The 17,927-nt window shown below is 46.2% G+C and carries 19 protein-coding genes and 1 pseudogene; 9 read left to right on the top strand and 11 right to left on the bottom strand.

The genetic code is table 11. The features are described from left to right. The first annotated feature begins 2 nt into the window (after positions 1-2). Together trmB and panP are read left to right on the top strand one after the other, a co-directional pair. Positions 3-662 carry a tRNA (guanine(46)-N(7))-methyltransferase TrmB gene (trmB, locus tag DRW07_RS18105; protein WP_124029363.1) on the top strand — a complete coding sequence of 220 codons (660 nt, stop codon included), beginning with the start codon at positions 3-5 and terminating at the stop codon, positions 660-662. After that, positions 659-2,275, top strand: coding sequence for a pyridoxal-dependent aspartate 1-decarboxylase PanP (gene panP, locus DRW07_RS18100; RefSeq protein ID WP_124029362.1), 1,617 nt, complete (start codon positions 659-661; stop codon positions 2,273-2,275). The genes trmB and panP overlap by 4 nt, the downstream gene beginning before the upstream one ends. Here the strand turns inward: panP and panC are convergent. The 7 genes from panC to sfsA all read right to left on the bottom strand — a co-directional run bounded on the left by panC (position 2,250) and on the right by sfsA (position 8,004). Continuing rightward, the gene (gene panC, locus DRW07_RS18095) at positions 2,250-3,113 is read right to left on the bottom strand and encodes a pantoate--beta-alanine ligase (protein ID WP_124029361.1); all 864 of its coding nucleotides are present in this window, start codon (positions 3,111-3,113) and stop codon (positions 2,250-2,252) included. The genes panP and panC overlap by 26 nt on opposite strands. A 5-nt stretch (positions 3,114-3,118) precedes the next feature. After that, positions 3,119-3,913, bottom strand: coding sequence for a 3-methyl-2-oxobutanoate hydroxymethyltransferase (panB, locus tag DRW07_RS18090; protein WP_124029360.1), 795 nt, complete (start codon positions 3,911-3,913; stop codon positions 3,119-3,121). A gap of 16 nt (positions 3,914-3,929) precedes the next feature. Beyond that, on the bottom strand, positions 3,930-4,421 hold the full coding sequence (gene folK / locus DRW07_RS18085; RefSeq protein WP_124029359.1) for a 2-amino-4-hydroxy-6-hydroxymethyldihydropteridine diphosphokinase: 492 nt from the start codon (positions 4,419-4,421) through the stop codon (positions 3,930-3,932). Next, entirely contained in the window at positions 4,411-5,757 is a 1,347-nt protein-coding gene (gene pcnB, locus DRW07_RS18080; RefSeq protein ID WP_276310727.1) for a polynucleotide adenylyltransferase PcnB, read from the bottom strand. The genes folK and pcnB overlap by 11 nt, the downstream gene beginning before the upstream one ends. Before the next feature lie 84 nt (positions 5,758-5,841). Beyond that, positions 5,842-6,687 carry a tRNA glutamyl-Q(34) synthetase GluQRS gene (gene gluQRS, locus DRW07_RS18075; RefSeq protein ID WP_124029358.1) on the bottom strand — a complete coding sequence of 282 codons (846 nt, stop codon included), beginning with the start codon at positions 6,685-6,687 and terminating at the stop codon, positions 5,842-5,844. Positions 6,688-6,700: 13 nt separating this feature from the next. Next, positions 6,701-7,150: an RNA polymerase-binding protein DksA gene (dksA, locus tag DRW07_RS18070; RefSeq protein ID WP_124029357.1), complete on the bottom strand. Its 450-nt coding sequence runs from the start codon at positions 7,148-7,150 to the stop codon at positions 6,701-6,703. A 146-nt stretch (positions 7,151-7,296) separates the two neighbouring features. After that, positions 7,297-8,004, bottom strand: a complete 708-nt coding sequence (sfsA, locus tag DRW07_RS18065) for a DNA/RNA nuclease SfsA (protein ID WP_124029356.1) — start codon at positions 8,002-8,004, stop codon at positions 7,297-7,299. 36 nt (positions 8,005-8,040) lie between these two features. Here sfsA and pepB point away from each other — a divergent pair, with 36 nt between their 5' ends. Further along, complete coding sequence (gene pepB / locus DRW07_RS18060) at positions 8,041-9,318, top strand: aminopeptidase PepB (RefSeq protein WP_124029355.1); 1,278 nt, start codon at positions 8,041-8,043, stop codon at positions 9,316-9,318. On the opposite strand, the gene DRW07_RS18055 is transcribed toward pepB, so the two are convergent. Continuing rightward, positions 9,304-9,486 (bottom strand): helix-turn-helix domain-containing protein, encoded by a 183-nt coding sequence (locus DRW07_RS18055; RefSeq protein ID WP_124029354.1) that lies wholly within the window; start codon positions 9,484-9,486, stop codon positions 9,304-9,306. The genes pepB and DRW07_RS18055 overlap by 15 nt on opposite strands. Positions 9,487-9,593: 107 nt before the next feature. On the opposite strand from DRW07_RS18055, the gene DRW07_RS18050 reads away from it, so the two are divergent. Both DRW07_RS18050 and DRW07_RS18045 read left to right on the top strand, forming a co-directional pair. Further along, complete coding sequence (locus DRW07_RS18050) at positions 9,594-10,193, top strand: YhgN family NAAT transporter (RefSeq protein WP_124029353.1); 600 nt, start codon at positions 9,594-9,596, stop codon at positions 10,191-10,193. A 16-nt stretch (positions 10,194-10,209) separates the two neighbouring features. Then, a complete protein-coding gene (locus DRW07_RS18045) occupies positions 10,210-10,791 on the top strand; it encodes a YjaG family protein (protein ID WP_124029352.1) in 582 nt (193 codons plus the stop codon). Positions 10,792-10,800: 9 nt separating this feature from the next. Here DRW07_RS18045 and rsmD read toward each other — a convergent pair whose 3' ends face one another. After that, positions 10,801-11,382, bottom strand: coding sequence for a 16S rRNA (guanine(966)-N(2))-methyltransferase RsmD (gene rsmD / locus DRW07_RS18040; RefSeq protein ID WP_124029351.1), 582 nt, complete (start codon positions 11,380-11,382; stop codon positions 10,801-10,803). A gap of 303 nt (positions 11,383-11,685) precedes the next feature. Here rsmD and ftsY point away from each other — a divergent pair. From ftsY to ftsX, 3 genes and pseudogenes are all read left to right on the top strand, one after another. Beyond that, a pseudogene (gene ftsY / locus DRW07_RS18035) lies at positions 11,686-12,627 on the top strand (signal recognition particle-docking protein FtsY); the annotation flags it as partial. Between the two features lie 5 nt (positions 12,628-12,632). Further along, a complete protein-coding gene (gene ftsE, locus DRW07_RS18030) occupies positions 12,633-13,319 on the top strand; it encodes a cell division ATP-binding protein FtsE (RefSeq protein WP_124029349.1) in 687 nt (228 codons plus the stop codon). Then, positions 13,316-14,296, top strand: coding sequence for a permease-like cell division protein FtsX (gene ftsX, locus DRW07_RS18025; RefSeq protein WP_124029348.1), 981 nt, complete (start codon positions 13,316-13,318; stop codon positions 14,294-14,296). The genes ftsE and ftsX overlap by 4 nt, the downstream gene beginning before the upstream one ends. 13 nt (positions 14,297-14,309) lie before the next feature. Here ftsX and DRW07_RS18020 read toward each other — a convergent pair whose 3' ends face one another. Beyond that, a complete protein-coding gene (locus DRW07_RS18020; protein ID WP_124029347.1) occupies positions 14,310-15,551 on the bottom strand; it encodes an EAL and HDOD domain-containing protein in 1,242 nt (413 codons plus the stop codon). Positions 15,552-15,628: 77 nt separating this feature from the next. Further along, positions 15,629-16,843, bottom strand: a complete 1,215-nt coding sequence (locus DRW07_RS18015; protein WP_124029346.1) for an EAL and HDOD domain-containing protein — start codon at positions 16,841-16,843, stop codon at positions 15,629-15,631. Positions 16,844-17,059: 216 nt separating this feature from the next. Between DRW07_RS18015 and rpoH the strand changes: the two genes are divergently transcribed. Beyond that, positions 17,060-17,905 carry an RNA polymerase sigma factor RpoH gene (gene rpoH, locus DRW07_RS18010; protein WP_124029345.1) on the top strand — a complete coding sequence of 282 codons (846 nt, stop codon included), beginning with the start codon at positions 17,060-17,062 and terminating at the stop codon, positions 17,903-17,905. The last annotated feature ends 22 nt before the right edge of the window (positions 17,906-17,927 follow it).

Genomic DNA, 17,927 nt, shown 5'->3' with positions numbered 1-17,927 from the left:
GTATGCAGCAAGCCAGAACCATCACTACCCGCCAGACAGGGTTACACGATAAGCTTATCGAACGGGTAAATCGTTATCGCCTGTCTCGTAGTCGACGTCCTATAGCTGCGCATACGCAGCGTGCCTTTGAAGACGCACTTGCGTGGTTGGGGGACGGGGCTGGGGAAATTATTCTTGATTCTTGCTGTGGTGTGGGTGAGAGCACCGCTAAACTCGCTGAACGCTTTCCCGCGGCAAAAGTCATCGGCTTGGACAAGTCAGTTGCACGGTTAGACAAGCATCACGCTTATCAACACGAGGGGAGCAATTACCGCGTTATTCGCGCAGATGTGAATGATTTTTGGCGCCTTGCACACGACAATGCACTAACGTTTAACCGGCATTATCTATTGTACCCTAACCCTTATCCAAAACCCTCTCAATTGCAAAAGCGCTGGTATGCAAGTGATGTAATGCCTTCACTCATGGCCATTTCCAACACCTTAGAGGTGCGCAGCAACTGGTTACTTTACCTGCAGGAATTCGAACAGGCTGCAATGTGCTATGGTGTTAAGGGAAATATTCGCAACCTGGACGGTAGTAGCCCCATGACACCTTTTGAGCGGAAATACCGGCAAAGCGGGCAGCAATGCTTTGCATTACAGTTTGAGAATATGCAATGAAAGCACAAGTCAGTTTAAAACATCTTTTTCGCGTATTCACCAAGCCTGAGGACGAAGATTCTGCACTGACGCAGATTGAAAAACACTTGTCTGATGACATTCTCGACTTCCTTTCCCAGCATGTGGTTACTAGGCCTATATCACTGGAGGACATTGAAAAGGTATTCAGTGCCACTTCGGTACCCGAGTCACCAGAATTTGTATCAGACCTCGCTGAGCATTTAAGGGAAGACCTGGTTGCACATTCGGTCAATACGTACTCGCCAAAATTTATTGGACATATGACGTCGGCGTTACCGTATTTTCATTTATCGCTAGCTAAATTATTGGTTGGGTTGAACCAAAACCCAGTAAAAATAGAAACCTCTAAAGCTTTTACACCCTTGGAACGGCAAGTGTTGGGCATGCTTCATCATCTAATTTTTGACCAGCAGGATGCCTTTTACGATACTTATCTTCACAGCGCGAACCATGCATTAGGAGCGTTTTGCTCAGGCGGTACAGTCGCTAATATCACCGCTTTGTGGGTTGCCAGAAACCGTCGGCTAGGCCCCTCAGAAGGCTTCTCAGGCGTGGGTAGAGCGGGTTTGCATGCGGCATACCGTCATTACGGTATTCAAAATCTGGGGCTGCTAAGTTCAAGGCGTGGTCACTATTCATTAGGTAAAGCTATTGACTTGCTTGGTATTGGCCGTGAGCAAATGCTCACTCTGCCTTGCCCAGGACAAACGCTCGACCCAGAGATGGCGTTAAAAGCAGGAAAAGCCTATCAGGATGCAGGCAATGACCTGCTCGCGCTTGTTGGCGTGGCTGGTACGACAGAAACGGGACACATAGATCCACTCGACGAACTAGCAGATGTGGCAAAAGAACTTGGGTGTTGGTTTCATGTCGATGCTGCCTGGGGCGGCGCTACACTATTTTCAACGTCTTATCGCGATAAGCTTTCAGGTATTGAAAAGGCAGACTCAGTCACCATGGATGCACACAAGCAGATGTATGTTCCCATGGGGGCAGGCATGGTCTTATTTAAACAACCTGAATCTGCTAATGCAGTAAGGCATCATGCGCAATACATTCTTAGGCAAGGCTCGAAAGATTTAGGCTCTACCACACTTGAAGGTTCTCGTAACGGTATGGCCATGATGGTATACGCTTCTTTGCGCATATTCGGACGGCAAGGCTATCAGCTTCTCATTGATCAATGCATAGAAAAAGCGCAGCTATTTGCTGACATGATACAGCGCCACCCTGACTTTGAGCTAATCACGCAGCCTACCTTGTCTATTCTAACTTACCGGGTGATACCTGAAGCCGCTCAACAACGGATTGAAACGCTTTGTGAAGAAAGAAAAGTAAGAGCCAACGCACTGACTGATGTCTTGGTTCGTAAAGTGCAAAAAGCGCAACGTGAAGCGGGGCAATCATTTGTATCAAGAACCCGGCTAGAGGTAGCAAAATACGGCGATACGCCTATCACCGTATTTCGTGTCGTATTAGCCAATCCCATGACCAGTAATGCTGATCTGGCAGCAATTTTAGCTGAGCAGCGTCAGATTGCCGTGGCATTTGAGGAATGGGACGCTCTCAATACTCAGGATCAGGCAGACTAACTTGCAAGTTATCGATTAGCCGCGTTTTGCCCATGAAAGCTGCAGCCAAAATAACCAACTTGGTATCTTCATGACTGGGATGTAGTAGGTTTTCAGCGTCTCTGATTTCGAGGTAGTCAGTTTTAAACCCTGCCTCCATGAGCTGCTTTTTGTGCTCACCAATGAGTCGCCCAAAGTCTCGTCTTCCACCTTGAATTTCTGACGCAAGCGATTGTAGCGTGGAATACAACAAACTGGCCTGTTCCTGCTGACTTTCGCTGAGGTATCCATTGCGCGAACTCATTGCCAAACCATTGCTTTCTCGTTTTGTAGGGACACCAAAGATTTCTACATTCATAGACAAATCTTGCACCATGGCGCGAATGACCTGCAATTGTTGAAAGTCTTTTTCGCCAAAGTACGCTTTATTTGGCTGCACCATATTAAATAGTTTACAGACTATGGTTGCTACACCTCTAAAATGACCAGGACGGCTCGCACCGCAAATCATGTATGAAATACCCGGCACTTCTACAAATGTTTGTTGCTCAAGACCTCGGGGATAAATATCTGAAACAGAGGGTAAAAACAATACATCCACACCAAGGTTGTCTAGTTTTTGTTTATCCGCTTCTATGGTTCTGGGGTAAGCATCCAGGTCTTCATCTGGGCCAAATTGAAGCGGATTAACGAAGATAGACGCGACAACGACATCGGCATTCGCTTTTGCCGCGCGCACGAGGTCAAGATGACCTTCATGCAAGTTGCCCATAGTAGGCACAAAAGCGATACTCTGGCCGTTGATTTGCCATTTGCGGCGATGCTCTCTTAGCGTCATTATATTTTCGATGGTCTGCATTGAATCTACTCAAAGCTGTGTTCTGGACCGGGAAACTGCCCCTTGTGAACATCTTCGATGTATTGCATCACTGCTTTGCGAAGATCACCGGTTTCCACTAAGTAATTTTTAGAAAATTTCGGCATATAGTTGGCACTGACGCCAAACATATCGTGCATTACCAATATCTGACCATCCGTGTGAACGCCCGCGCCAATTCCAATAACGGGAATAGAAAGTGCCTGAGTAACCCGCTTGCCCAATTCTGTTGGTACGCATTCCAGCACCAACATTTGGATACCTGCTTGCTCGAGTGCTTTCGCCGACGCTAACAGTTTCTCAGCAGCACTGTCACTTCTGCCCTGCACCTTAAAACCGCCAAACACATGTACTGACTGAGGCGTTAAACCAAGATGCCCGCACACAGGAACGCCGCGCTGACGAAGCCCTGCGATTGTGTCAGCCAACCACTCATCACCCTCGACTTTCACCATGCTTGCACCGGCAGCCATGAGCTTTGCCGCATTTTGGTAGCTCGTCTGTGGTGTTGAATAGCTCATAAACGGCATGTCAGCAATAACAAAAGCCCTGTTAGTACCGCTTCTTACGCTTTTTGTGTGATAGGCAATATCATCAGTGGTGACCGCTAGTGTGTCATCTTGCCCATTAAGCACCATGCCAAGCGAATCACCTATTAGCATCACGTCTATGCCTTGCTCATCAAACAGTTTGGCAAAGCTGGCATCATATGCCGTTAACGCAGTGATTTTTTCTTGAGACTGCTTCTTTTTAAGTAGTGTCGACAAGGTCACTTTTTTCACATTCGCCTCCTGTTTGTTATCTCAACCGTCTCAGCCCATCTAGTGAGCATGCAGACACCCACTTCGCCAAAGGTTGACCGTTCGGCATGATAAGGCTAGGAACTAGTTCGAACAAGGGAACCAGTACAAATTCTCTGTCTGCTAAGCCTGCATGGGGAATTGTCAGATCAGGCGTATTCACGGCCTCTTCTCCAAATAACAAGATATCGACATCTAGAGTTCTGGGTCCCCAACGCTCATCAGGGTGCCGTTCTCTACCATATTGATTCTCTATGCGCTGACAAAGTGATAGCAATGCCTCTGGAGAATGGGTGGTGCTAATTTGGCAAACTGCATTTATATAATCGGGCTGATCTTGAGGGCCCATAGGAGCGCTTTGGTAAAATGAAGACAAGGCGACCAGATGTGTTTGCTCATCTGCGGTGAGTGAATCAACGGCTTCTTGTAGAGTGCGGACACTATTACCCATATTACTGCCAAGACCCAAAAATACGTGCTCATGCATCATGTTGTTGTCTCTTTGGCTTTCGTCTTCTGTGGTGACTTTTGCTGCCTTGATTTTTTAGTCCACTCAGCAGCTTCTTTTGCTTGGCAGGCGCGGCAGTTTGAAATTGCGTCCACCACTGTGCGAGTTCATATAGATCACCGCCCTCAATTTCTCCCCTGAATAGCAAAAAGTCGTATCCTGCACGGAACTTCGGATGTTCAAGTAACTGATAAGCACGCTTACCAAAACGTTTAGGTAAACGACGTTGCAGATGCCAAATGTCACGTATCACAGTGCTAAAGCGCTTAGGGATCATAATGCGTTGACATTGTCTGTGTAGTACCTCTCCCATTGCAATATTAAACGCATCATGCGCACTCAGACCGGCTTCCTGCATGAGTTTGTTGGAATGAGACTCTAATGGATACCAGAGAATCGCGGCGTAAAGAAACGCTGGTGTGACCCGTTGATTGTTATTAATTCGGGTGTCGGTATTGTGCAGTACCTTTTGCACAAACTGGCTTTCTCGCGACGTTTCATCGACTAAAAAAGGCTGCACCTGTGGAAACAATACCGCAAATAAACCATATTCTTGCAGCATGGCATAGGTGGCTTGTGCAGACCCGGCAAGCAACAGTTTGAGTACTTCTTCGTACAGGCGCGCAGGTGGAATGTTACTTAGCAGCCCGGCCATCTCATGGATAGGCCTGGCCGCCTCTTCAGCTATCTGCATATTTAATTTGGCAGCAAACCTGACGGCTCTTAACATGCGCACAGGGTCTTCCCGATAGCGCTTTTCAGCATCGCCAATCAATGAAAATGTGCCAGACTCGATAGCGGCTATGCCACCGGCAAAATCAATGACGTCGCCGCTATGAGGGTCGTAATACATGGCATTGATATTGAAATCACGGCGCTCAGCATCTTCTTCGATAGTGCCGTATACATTGTCGCGTAGAAGTTGCCCCTGTTCGTCTTGTTTGCTGCGGGCCAGCTTGCCTTGCGTTGACTCATCGTCGCCGTGGTGACCACGATAAGTGGCGACTTCGATGATCTCCCGACCGAATACTACATGGGCAAGTTTAAACCTTCGCCCAATCACGCGGCAATTGCGAAACGTTTCTTTTACCTGTTCAGGGGTAGCATTAGTGACAACATCAAAATCCTTTGGCGTAACGCCAAGGAATACGTCGCGCACGCAACCGCCGACAAGATAGGCATCAAACCCTGCTTTCTGCAGGCCTTGTGTGACTTTCAGCGCATTGGGGCTCATCATATTGTTGCGCACAGGGTGCATAGAAGAGGTGTAGACTTTTGCCGCTACACTCGATTGCGCCTCTTTATTGTCTGCAGACAACGCCCCTGCAATGCGTTTGAAAACCCGTTTAATGATGGTTACAGCCTCCTAAATTGACGCGATAGTTTATACGCAAAAGGCAGTTTAGCCTAGCAAATCGCACTTTTTACGCCACTCTTTCACTGCAATGTCTAAAATCTTTCCGGGTGAAGTGCACTGCTTCATGAACGTAGTAGACAATCCAAGAAAAGCACAGGCCTCTCGTAAATTCTGGTTTGCTGATTCAGTGCGCAGTGCTGGCGCGTGATTCTGTTTGCTTAGTTTATTCCCATTGGTGTCTTTTACTATCGGAATATGCAGGTACGTTGGCGGCGTGGCATTTAATGTGCGATATAGTGTCAGGTGTGCGGATGTGGTGTCGAGTAAATCTTCACCTCTGACGACATGTGTTACGTTTTGCGCGATGTCATCCACAACCACTGCGAGATTGTAGGAATATAAGCCGTCCCTGCGCCGAAGTACGGTATCCTCTAATGCATGTAGGTCTGATATAACGGTCTCACCTAAAAAGCGATCAGTAAACCGCTGCACCGGGGAGTCGTTGAGTAAACGAACAGCACCAGACCCAGTGCACAAATCCCGGCAATCTTTATTGTGCACGCCACCTTGCGCTTTTATTTGCTTTCTTGTGCACTCGCAAAAGTAGGCCATTTGATGAGATAACAGCCGTGAAACGCAATCATGGTAATCGGTTTGTCTGGCTGATTGTGCTGGCGTTTCAGTGTGCCACTGCATACCATGTGCATGCAATGTGTCGCGAATTAATGAGGGAGCGTCTTCCTGGCAACGCGGCATATCGACGTCTTCCATACGCAACAGCCACTGACCATTGTGAGCCCTAGCGTCTAGGTAGCTGGCAAGTGCCGCCACGAGTGAACCGAAGTGCAAGGGCCCAGTAGGTGACGGCGCAAATCGGCCAATGTATTCCATTTGCCCGTAGTGATTAGCCTAGCATTTGCTTTTCTTTAATTTCGGCAAGGGTTTTACAGTCAATGCAAAGATCAGCTGTTGGCCTTGCCTCAAGACGTCTAATTCCAATTTCGATGCCACAAGAGTCGCAGAAACCAAAATCATCTTCTTCAATGCGTTTGAGTGTTTTTTCGATCTTTTTAATCAACTTCCGCTCGCGATCTCGTGTACGTAGCTCAAGACTGAATTCTTCTTCTTGGGCTGCTCTGTCTACGGGGTCAGGAAAGTTGGCCGCTTCGTCTTTCATGTGACTTACGGTGCGGTCGACTTCTTCACGCAATTGATTACGCCAGGTTTTAAGCAACAAACGGAAGTGTTCCATTTGCGCTTCATTCATATACTCTTCGCCATCTTTCGGCTGGTAAGGGGATAACCCTGCTTGCGCGAGAAGGCCTTGTGATTTTTGTTCTTTTCCTGTTGGCATGTGCCACATCTCCTACACAACGACACGCTGTATTCAGTCGGGAATCGAATATCTATAGCAGAATAGACTCGTTCAGGCAATTCAGCGTGACTGCGAATCAGCGGCAAACAAATATGGAGACACTAGCGAAAAAATCAACTGATTTTTTAAACGATTACTGGTAGTGATTGATTTATAGTCATTTTTTCTTTGCTAATGGCACATCCCAATGCGTGAATACTCACCCCGCTTTCATAGGCATGAACCAATGCATTGGCATATTCTGGGTCAATATGAGCGGCGGGGCTAACACGTTTTATCCCAGTGTGTTGCACACAAAAAACCAGGCTGCATTTTATGCCTTGCTTAACCAGCTCAGTCATTTCAATACAATGGCGGGTTCCACGTGTGGTCTTGGCATCGGGGAAATAACCTTGGTCTTTTTCGAGCAGGGTGACTGATTTAACCTCTACAACGTGATATTCGTCAGATGATTCATTATGCAGAACAAAATCGAATCGCGAAGCACTCCCATTGAGGTGACGTTCGGACTTTATGGTATCAAAGTGGAAGGGAAACAGCGCTTTCTGATATGCCAGTGCCTCATTGACTAACTTGTTAGCATTGTGCGTATTAATTCCAATCCAGTGTCCTTGGTCGGTCACACAGAGTTCCCACGTATAGGCAAGTTTGCGTTTTGGGTTGGGGTCAAATCTGACATATACAGTCCAACCAGGCGTTGCACAATGCGTCATGGCGCCAGTGTTGGGGCAATGCGCAGTGATAACTTCACCTGACTCGAGTTCAATATCCGCCAGAAATCGTTTGTATCTTTTGATTAATTTGCCCTTGAGTAGTGGACAACTAAACTCCATATCGTTTACACCGGTAATTTTAAAAAAAGAAATCTTATGACTACCCTAACGATCAGTTTATCGACCCAGCCCTCTGACGGCGTATGGGGCAAAAAAACATCACTGTCTTTTTCTCACGACAGCGCAGTCATTCATATCGACCCTGACAACGAGCCGTTAAGAACGATTCAACAGGCTGCACGCAAGTTAGACGGCATGAGTATACCTCATGTGACATTGTCAGGTGAGTGGACTTGGCAGCAGCAGTGGGCATTTGCACTTAGCTTCACTCGCGCCAACCATACCAGTACCATTGTTTGGTGTGATAATGAGGATAAAGTCAAACTAACCAATGCTTATGCGTCTTTGGTGTTTACCCGTAGCCTGGTAAATGATACGCCGGAAAACATGTCGCCCGTTGTATTGGCATCCAAGGCGGCTGAGTGGCTGACCTCCCTGGCACCAGACAAAGTCAGCAGTGAAATTATTCAGGGTGAAGCCTTGATCGAAAACGGATGGCAGGGAATTTGGGAAGTTGGCCGCGGTAGTGAACGTCCACCAGCAATGTTGGTATTAGATTATAACCCTACCGCAAATAACGATGCGCCGATCGAAGCCGTTCTAGTGGGCAAAGGTATTACGTTTGACAGTGGCGGATACAGCATTAAATCATCTGAAGGTATGCTTGATATGAAAGCTGATATGGCGGGCGCGGCGACCGTGACAGGGTCTTTAGGCCTGGCCATAATGCAAGGGTTGAGTAAACGTGTGCAATTAATTTTGTGTTGTGCAGAAAACTTGATAAGCGGGCATGCCTACAAATTGGGCGACATTATTACCTACAAAAATGGTGTGACAGTAGAAGTCGTCAACACCGACGCAGAGGGTAGATTGGTATTAGCCGATGGTCTCATGGCGGCGTCAGAAACAGGCGCTCCTTTGGTCATTGATGCTGCAACGTTAACAGGTGCAGCAGTCAATGCAGTCGGTACAGACTACCACGCCGTCTTTACCAATGATCAGCCCGTTGCCAACAGGCTATTTTCTGTTGCCAATGAGCAGGCAGAACTGTTTTGGCAATTACCCCTTGCCAGCTGGCATACAGACAAGTGCCCATCGCACTTTGCGGACACGGCGAACAGTCGTCCAGTAAAAGGAGGCGGCGCGGGTGGCGCATCAAACGCTGCAGGTTTCCTTGCTCGGTTTGCGCCAGCTTCGGGATGGCTACATTTAGATTTGGCAGCGGCATATCACGGTAACCCAACCAGTGAAATGCCTGCTGGGGCAACAGGCAAAGGTATATTAACCCTTGCTGCTCTGCTAAATGCCGCCTAGGCGTTCTGCCAGAACTTTGTATTTTTCAACATCTTCACGGGCAAACAAAGGTTTGCCCTCTACATCCTTGTCTTTTGCTATCAACAAGCTTTCACGCTCTAATCGCTCTACGCGTATTTCTTGAACATCAAGGAAAGACGCCACTTCGCTTACCGTCATTAAACTCATCTTAGATTCCTCAGAGACCTAAAAGTAAAACTTATCTGTTAAAACTTAAGCGACAATGAGAGAATTTGCTACTGTTTTTGCAAACAAGTTACTAGGTTTTGGGCACTATGGATATTTGGTCGGCGGCTGTGATGTTGATTTTGATCATGGATCCACTGGGTAATTTGCCCATATTTATGTCGGTTCTCAAAAGTATTGAGCCGCGCAGACGACGGTTCATTTTGGTCAGGGAATTACTGCTGGCTCTGATCATTTTATTTATATTTTTGTACAGCGGACAAGCCGTGTTGGATTTCCTTAACGTGCGTCAGGAAAGTGTTAGCATCGCGGGTGGTATTATACTGTTTCTGATTGCGATCAGGATGATTTTCCCACAAGCTGGAAACCCGTCAGGCGTCGCTGTGGGTGAAGAGCCATTTATTGTGCCCTTGGCAATTCCTTTGATAGCGGGGCCATCAACATTGGCGGCCTTAATTCTGCTTTCAAATCAACACCCTGACAGAATGACTGACTGGGCAATTGCCCTAGGTGCGGCATGGGCAGTGAGTGCAGTTATATTGTTTTTCTCAGGGGCATTTCACCGGTTACTGGGAGAAAAAGGCTTGGCAGCGGTGGAAAGACTTATGGGTATGATACTCATTATGATAGCAATACAAATGCTGCTCGATGGTGTCGGCAATTACATAGCCACGACGACAGCCGGATAAATTAGACGTCAATGGGATAATAATGACAAAACTCACAACCTTTGCCCAAGTTCGGGAGTTGAAAGGCTGGCATGCTGAATGTTTTTGTGCGGCTTTGCTTAGTCGCATGGTACCAAATTATACCTTATTTGCAGAGCTCACAGAGCAAGAAAGCCCAACCCTCTTAAGCAATGTTCTGTCACTTATTTGGGAACGCTTGTCTTCGCCAAAGAGCAAAATAAACTTTTCACTACAACGTGAGAAAGTTGAGGAGGCTGCTCCCGATATCGCCGCGTTTGATATGTTTGGTGTGTATCCGGCGAATGACGCCTGTATGGCAATGGTGGCAGCGCTTAATTTAATTGCAGGAGACGATGATCAAGGTGCGGTAGTTGTTAGCAAGCTCTCTCAGGGCGGTGTCGAAGCCAGTTTGCTAATGAGTGAAAACCTTACGGAGGAAGAAATTAAAACGCATGCGTTGATGCAGTTTGAAATTGAGGTGCAGCAAGCTCTGCTCGCGTTGATTAAAGATGCTCCACCTAACAAAGATACGGCCAGAAAAGCGAGGGAGCTTGCTGGTGAAGCACAGATAACAAATATAGGTGTTGAGCTGGAATAATAGAAGCACTCACTGACTAGTTAAGTAATACAGCGCGTAGGTAAACTGTCCGGCTGTCTTTTCTCGGTGTTTGATCAATTCCGGCCAGTCAGGCACAGAAAGGCTGGACTCGTGCTCAATATATAGCCAGCCACCTTGTGCCAGTTTTCTCTCTGACAACACTTTTTCGACAAATGGAATAAGCAAACCCTTTCCAAAAGGCGGGTCAGCAAAAATGACGTCGAATTGCTCGTTAAAATTGCTTAGCAAGCTAAGCGCATCGCCTTGGAGCACCTTACTTGATATCGCGAGTGTTTGACAATTGTGCTTAATTTGTTTTGCTGTATTTTTATCAAACTCAATGAAGGTCAAACTCGCTGCACCACGTGATAAGGCCTCAAAACCAAGGCTCGCGCTACCAGCAAAAGCGTCCAGACATTGGGTTCCTCTAATATCATTCATGAGCCAGTTAAACAGGGTTTCTCTTGTGCGATCAGTTGTGGGGCGAAGGCCTTCGCTGTCTAAAACGGGCAATTTCCTACCGCGCCATTGACCACCGATAATACGTACTTGACCTGAGGCTCGATTCCTTGGACGGGACAATGTTATCATTCACTTTTGCATTAATTACTATTGCCTACTATATCAAGGTTCCCTGCGACTATGTCGAAACTTTTTAAATGGTTTAACAAAGAAAAATCTACCCAAACCACTGCCACTGAAGAACAGGCTGTTGAGCAACATACAGAAGACGCTGTCGAAACACAGGCTGAACACATGCCTGCCCCGAGTGAGGGGGAAGCTGGAACAGCTGAAGCGTCTCAAGAGGCCATTGTTGAGCCTGCAAAGGCAAAGGAGGCTGTGACCACGGGTGAGTCTTTATCACAAGAGGGTGAGGAGACAGGAAAGACATCATTCTTTGGGCGTTTAAAGGCTTCTTTGTCGCGCACTAAAACCTCAATCGGGAGCGGGTTTTCGTCCTTATTTCGTGGCAAAAAAATTGATGACGACCTGTATGAAGAGCTTGAAACGCAACTGCTCATTGCCGACGTAGGTATGGATACCACGCAAAAGATTATTCAACAGTTGATCGACAGCGTCAAAAGGGCCCAGCTGAAAGACGGTGATGCGCTGTTTACAGAGTTAAAACAGCAAATGGGAGATATGCTACACGAGGTGGAAAAGCCTTTGTGGACCCAAATTGAACAACACGACAGTCGCGCGAATGGGCCTTTTGTTATTCTTATGGTAGGCGTGAATGGCGTAGGGAAAACCACCACAATAGGCAAAATGGCGAAGCAATTTCAGGCTAGGGGCAAAAAAGTCATGCTGGCAGCGGGTGATACTTTCAGAGCGGCTGCGGTAGAACAACTGCAAGTGTGGGGCGAAAGAAATGATATACCTGTTATTGCCCAACACACTGGTGCAGACAGTGCGTCAGTACTGTTTGATGCGGTGGAAGCAGCCAAAGCTAGGCAGGCAGACATCCTTATTGCCGATACGGCAGGACGTTTGCAAAATAAGGAGCATTTAATGGAAGAATTACGCAAGGTCGTTCGCGTGATGAAGAAAATCCATCCTGATGCCCCCCATGAAATTATGTTAACAGTCGATGCAGGAACAGGCCAAAATGCAATTAGTCAGGCGAGTCTATTCAATGAGGCTGTTGGATTAACAGGCATTACCCTAACTAAATTAGACGGCACTGCGAAGGGGGGTGTTATTTTCGCAGTTGCTGATAAGATGCAGTTACCCATTCGATATATTGGTGTTGGTGAAGGGATTGATGACCTGCAAACCTTTAATAGTGAAGATTTTATTCACGCATTATTTAGCGAAAGTACCCAAGCTGAGTAGCACACGTGATCAGCTTTGAAGAGGTCAGTAAAACTTATCCTGGGGGCCAGCAGGCCCTGGTGAAAGTAAACTTTCACATCGCACCGGGAGAAATGGCCTTTTTGACAGGGCACTCGGGAGCAGGAAAAAGCACATTACTCAAGCTAATCAGTATTATGGAACGCCCCAGTGTTGGCAAAGTACTTATTAACGGCCACGACCTTAATACGATTACTCGTCGACAAATCGCCTATATTAGGCGAGATATCGGTATGATTTTTCAATCCCATCAGTTGTTGATGGATAAAACCGCATTCGACAATGTGGCGTTGCCTTTAGTGATAGAAGGCTATACACATAAAGAGATAAACAAACGCGTCATGGCCGCACTTGAAATGGTTGGGCTGCATGACAAAGCCAAGTATTTTCCTATGATGTTGTCTGGCGGTGAACAACAGCGAATTGGTATTGCCAGAGCTGTCGTCAATAAGCCCCCTATTTTACTGGCCGATGAGCCGACCGGTAATTTAGACCCCAAGCTTTCAATGGAAATAATTAAGCTATTTGAAGAGTTTAATCGAGCTGGTGTGTCTGTACTTATTGCAACCCACGACCTAGGGCTCATTGCCAGAATGCGCTATCGTACTCTTACGCTGCGCAGAGGCAGGATGATTACAGACGGACTGACCGAGTCTGAGGGCGATATGCTATGAGCATTCTTTTCTCACAGCGCAAACAGGCATCAGGTAGCCGCAAAGTCGGTTTAGTGCAGCGTGTGTTTATGTTTTTTGTGAGTCACGTTCGTCAGGCCGTGGGCAGCCTAGGTGAACTGTGGCGTCAACCTACAGCCAGTTTGATGACAGTGGCCGTGCTTGGGTTGAGTATCACGCTCCCAGGTACCCTGTATATCATGGTTAAAAATATCGAAAAGATGACGACAGGCTGGGACCAGGCGGCAGAGATCTCGCTATTCTTGAAGGATACAACCTCGGCTGTTGCTGCGCAGCAACTGGTTGCTCGTTTGAGTGCCTGGCCGGAGATAGACAGCGTGGTCTTTATTCCTGCTGATGATGCGCTAACGGAATTCAAAAGTTTGTCAGGTCTGGGTGATGCGTTGGCCTATTTACCTGATAACCCTCTACCAGACGTAGTGCTGGTGTCGCCTTCAGTTGAAGCCAGTGCTCCGGCACCTGCTAGAGAACTGTTAAATAAACTGACTTCGCAACGTGAAGTAGATGTTGGAAAGCTCGACGTAGAGTGGCTGGAGCGATTATATGCGGTGGTCAATATCGCCAGAGATCTGGTCATGCTTATCGGTGCACTATTGTTTGTTTCGGTTGTGTTGATTATTGGTAATACCATTCGGCTTAACATATTGAGCAAACGGGATGAGATTTTGGTCATGAAGCTGGTAGGGGCAACCGATGCTTTTATTCACCGTCCCTTTTTGTACACCGGGTTCTGGTATGGCTTTCTCGGTGGCATGTTAGCTTGGGTGGCCATTATTCTCATTTTGTGGTGGATGGACAACAGCATTCAACAATTTGCCAATTTGTATGAGAAGCAATTTCATATTACCGGTTTAACCAGCACGGCATTGTTTGTCTTATTGGGATTGTCGATACTGCTGGGCGTGATCGGCTCAGCAATATCTGTTCAAAGACATGTAAGAGAGATAGAGCCTAGTTAAAGGTAAGGCTCTCTCAGTCTTCTGTTTTACGTCGAGGGAAGTAAGCAGAGATGCTTTGTCGCACACCATTACCCCATACAATGGCCTGGTTGTACAGGCTGTGCAGCTCTTTTTGGTCAATCCCCAGCGCACGAGACTGCTTGATAATAGTTAGCCAAATTGCACTTTCAAAAGCTTTAGCCACAGATAAGTACGCATTGAACTCTTCATTTTTACCTTCTAAGGCATCTTTTACTTCGTCAATGAGTGGTATTTGCGCGAGAATATCTGTCATAGACTGGTCAAGCAGGGCCTCTAAAAGAGAAAACAGTCCAACCAGAAAACCCATAGGCGGATTTTGCGATTGCTTGCGTGTTTGTGATAGCAAATCAAAAAACTTCGCTCGGACCAATGACATGTGAATAAGCTCTATGGGCTTGTCATCACTTAAATTGGCCAAGGACAATAACGCAATAAACTTCTTAATTTCGACCTCACCCATGTAATTTAGGGCGTGTCTCAGTGATGTGATTTTATAGCGTTTATTAATCGTTGGGTTATTTATAAACTTAAGCAGTAAAAAGGACAGCGCTGCGTCGCGTTCAATAATTTGATTAATACGCTCAAGATTGAAGGTGGCATTCGAGCTTTCGCCCATCAGATCAACCAAATTCATTTTGGAAGCAGGAAGATGACGTTGTACGCGCTCTGTTGGTTCTGCGAAAAAATAGCCTTGGAAGAAATCAAACCCCAAATCGCGGCAGGTGACAAAGTCATCGTGAGAGCGAACATGCTCCGCAACCAGTTGCACTTTTGCGTCTAGGAATCGCGGTAGTGACTTATGAATTTGCTCGTAATTCGTTTTTGTAACATCCACTTTCACAATGTCGATGAGTGGAAAGATGGCATGTTGTGAGCTCATCAAAAGGGGATCATCGACAGCAATTTTGAAACCCAAATTTTTGATGTGCTTACAGGCGTCCATCAAACCAGAATCTGTCGCAGGGTTATCGGCCAATTCAATGATGACGGATTCAGGGTTAAGCGTACTAGGCAGCCCTTCAATCAAAGTCTTTGGGCTAAAGTTGATAAAGGAGGCTTTTTCACCACTAATATCATCCAGGCCAAGAGCATAGAACTTTTCGGCTATTTGTTGGCTGCGTTTAGGATTGTGCTCAGGGTAAGCACCACCATTACCGTCTCGGAAAAGAAGCTCGTAGGCAAAAACATCCTTTTCGCGATCTAAAATTGGCTCTCGAGCGATAAAAGCAAACATAAGTACAATAAATCAATTGAATCTACAATTAACCTTAGACTCTACGCTAATCAAACCCTTTGGTCCATGAATTCAGGTTAATCAGTTTGGCTCAGTGCGTTGGCCCATTTTACAGACTCTATATAAATAGCGTGCAGTTGTGTTTGTTTTATGGGGTAGGGTGACGCGATAGACTTCACTGAATTCCAGTGTGCGTTCTCAAAGGCTTTTACAAACATCAGGCAGTCCTTGAGTTCCCCATCTTCTCCGCATAGCGCATTTTTTACCGATTGGTCGATGGGAATTTTGCCGATAATTGTTGTCATTTCCTGGCCGGTAAGCGTGTCCATAAGAGACAACAAGCCAGTCAGAAAGCCCGCGATGGTATCTTCGCCCTGACTGACAAACTTCATAGTAATCTCACAAAACTTGGCTCTGACTAATGACATTACCATCAGCTCCTGAGGCTCCGATTCGCTTAAGTTAGCTAAAGCCAGTAATGCGATGAATTTTTTTAACTCAATTTCGCCCATGTAGTTAAAGGCGTGTCTTAATGACGTGATTTTATGGCTTTTATCAAATATGGGGTTATTGATGAAACGCAGTAATTTGTAAGTTAACGCAGCGTCTCTTTCAAAAATCCCATTTATTTTTTCAAAATTCAACGGTGAGACAGCGGTTTCCGACAATAAATCCATCATGGCTAATGTCGACGCGCCAATCTTCTTGTGCCTGATAATTTCAGGCCGAGCAAGAAAATACCCTTGGAAATAGTCAAAACCCATGGCTTTGTAACGTTCAAACTGTTCCATGGTTTCTACGCGTTCAATAACAAGTTGTGTGCGTTTGCTCTTAAGATCGCTAACCATGGATTCCATGAGTACATCGTCAAAAGCATCGACTTCAAATTTTATGATACTGGTAAACGGTAAGAAGGCGTCCCACTGGCCGCTACCGTCATAGTCATCCAGTGCTAATTTATAGCCCAAGCCTCTGATATGCTTACAGGCTTTTATCAATTCAGGGTCAACGTTGACAGTTTCAACGATTTCCACGATGGTGGTTTTAGGGTCAAGAGAGGTGGGGAATCGATAAAGTAACGTATTTTGGTGAAAATTAATAAACGCCAATTTTCCATTCGTTATTTCTTCTATGCCAAAAGACAAATGGCTATCAGCGATGATTTTTGAGGTAGCCTCATCGGGTTCAATATCCGGAAAACAATTGCTTTTCCCATCTCTGAACAGCAATTCGTAGGCGAACACTTCTTTATTTACATCAAAAATAGGCTGCCGCGCCACGTATGCGAACATTCGCTGAATATCTCCAGATTAGAAAACTACTTCATACTCTAAAACGTAGAAAGAGTTAATCGTTGTGTCAAACGAAAGTTTTTTTTCGTTGAGACGGTCTTGAAATAAGATAGGTGAATACCCATATCAACTCGATGTGAGCTATTCTAGTTTGAAATTCTCGAACTTTTAAAAGCAGTTTGCTATATTAAGCGACTTGCAATTTTGAGGTAAATTATGAGCAACACAGCAATGGCCCTTGCGGTACCACAAAGCGGAAGCTTGGAAACGTATATTCAAGCCGTCAGTGGTATCGAGATGTTGTCAGCCGAGGAAGAAAAGGCCTTGGCGGAGAAGCTTCGTGCCGAAGATGATATCGAGTCAGCACGAAAGCTGGTTATGTCGCATTTGCGATTCGTTGTCCATATAGCAAAGTCTTACAGCGGATATGGGCTACCCCAAGCAGACCTTATTCAAGAAGGTAACATTGGTCTGATGAAAGCCGTGAAGCGTTTCGACCCAACCGTAGGTGTACGTTTGGTCAGTTTTGCCGTGCATTGGATTAAAGCCGAAATACACGAATTCGTTCTTAAGAACTGGCGTATCGTTAAAGTGGCCACAACCAAAGCTCAACGCAAGCTGTTTTTTAATCTGCGCAAGGCGAAAAAGCGCCTTGGTTGGTTTACTCATGCTGAAGTACAAACGGTGGCCGAAGAACTGGGTGTAAGCACGAAAGAAGTGCTGCAAATGGAAGCGAGAATGAGTTCTCAGGATCAGGCTTTCGACCTGAGTGCCGATGATGACGAAAACGGAAGTTTTGCACCTGTTCAGTATTTAGAAGACAAATCAACAGACGTTGAGGCTGAAGTCATCAATAACGATTGGGACGCTGATGCGTCAAGACGTTTGTATTCAGCACTTAAAACATTAGACGAGAGAAGTCAGCACATTATCGAGACGCGTTGGTTAGCTGATGACAAAACCACGCTTCAGGATTTGGCTGATAAGTACAATGTCTCCGCTGAGCGCGTTCGTCAAATTGAAAAGAACGCCATGAAAAAGTTACAGGCTGCAATGCTGTAACAATGAAAGCAAATCACGAAAA

It is taken from the genome of Paralteromonas sediminis (assembly GCF_003820355.1).
GTDB lineage: Bacteria > Pseudomonadota > Gammaproteobacteria > Enterobacterales > Alteromonadaceae > Alteromonas_F > Alteromonas_F sediminis.
The sequence above is the reverse complement of the archived record's forward strand: the minus strand, read 5'-3'. Positions and strand labels throughout refer to the sequence as shown.

Excerpts from the sequence above, each read along its gene's own strand:
- sfsA (WP_124029356.1), bottom strand. The coding sequence starts at position 8,004 with ATGGAGTTTAGTTGTCCACTACTCAAGGGCAAATTAATCAAAAGATAC.
- rsmD (WP_124029351.1), bottom strand. The coding sequence starts at position 11,382 with ATGATAACATTGTCCCGTCCAAGGAATCGAGCCTCAGGTCAAGTACGT.
- ftsX (WP_124029348.1), top strand. The coding sequence starts at position 13,316 with ATGAGCATTCTTTTCTCACAGCGCAAACAGGCATCAGGTAGCCGCAAA.
- pepB (WP_124029355.1), top strand. The coding sequence starts at position 8,041 with ATGACTACCCTAACGATCAGTTTATCGACCCAGCCCTCTGACGGCGTA.
- DRW07_RS18050 (WP_124029353.1), top strand. The coding sequence starts at position 9,594 with ATGGATATTTGGTCGGCGGCTGTGATGTTGATTTTGATCATGGATCCA.
- DRW07_RS18055 (WP_124029354.1), bottom strand. The coding sequence starts at position 9,486 with ATGAGTTTAATGACGGTAAGCGAAGTGGCGTCTTTCCTTGATGTTCAA.
- folK (WP_124029359.1), bottom strand. The coding sequence starts at position 4,421 with ATGATGCATGAGCACGTATTTTTGGGTCTTGGCAGTAATATGGGTAAT.
- gluQRS (WP_124029358.1), bottom strand. The coding sequence starts at position 6,687 with ATGGAATACATTGGCCGATTTGCGCCGTCACCTACTGGGCCCTTGCAC.
- panP (WP_124029362.1), top strand. The coding sequence starts at position 659 with ATGAAAGCACAAGTCAGTTTAAAACATCTTTTTCGCGTATTCACCAAG.
- panC (WP_124029361.1), bottom strand. The coding sequence starts at position 3,113 with ATGCAGACCATCGAAAATATAATGACGCTAAGAGAGCATCGCCGCAAA.
- rpoH (WP_124029345.1), top strand. The coding sequence starts at position 17,060 with ATGAGCAACACAGCAATGGCCCTTGCGGTACCACAAAGCGGAAGCTTG.
- DRW07_RS18020 (WP_124029347.1), bottom strand. The coding sequence starts at position 15,551 with ATGTTTGCTTTTATCGCTCGAGAGCCAATTTTAGATCGCGAAAAGGAT.
- trmB (WP_124029363.1), top strand. The coding sequence starts at position 3 with ATGCAGCAAGCCAGAACCATCACTACCCGCCAGACAGGGTTACACGAT.
- dksA (WP_124029357.1), bottom strand. The coding sequence starts at position 7,150 with ATGCCAACAGGAAAAGAACAAAAATCACAAGGCCTTCTCGCGCAAGCA.
- DRW07_RS18015 (WP_124029346.1), bottom strand. The coding sequence starts at position 16,843 with ATGTTCGCATACGTGGCGCGGCAGCCTATTTTTGATGTAAATAAAGAA.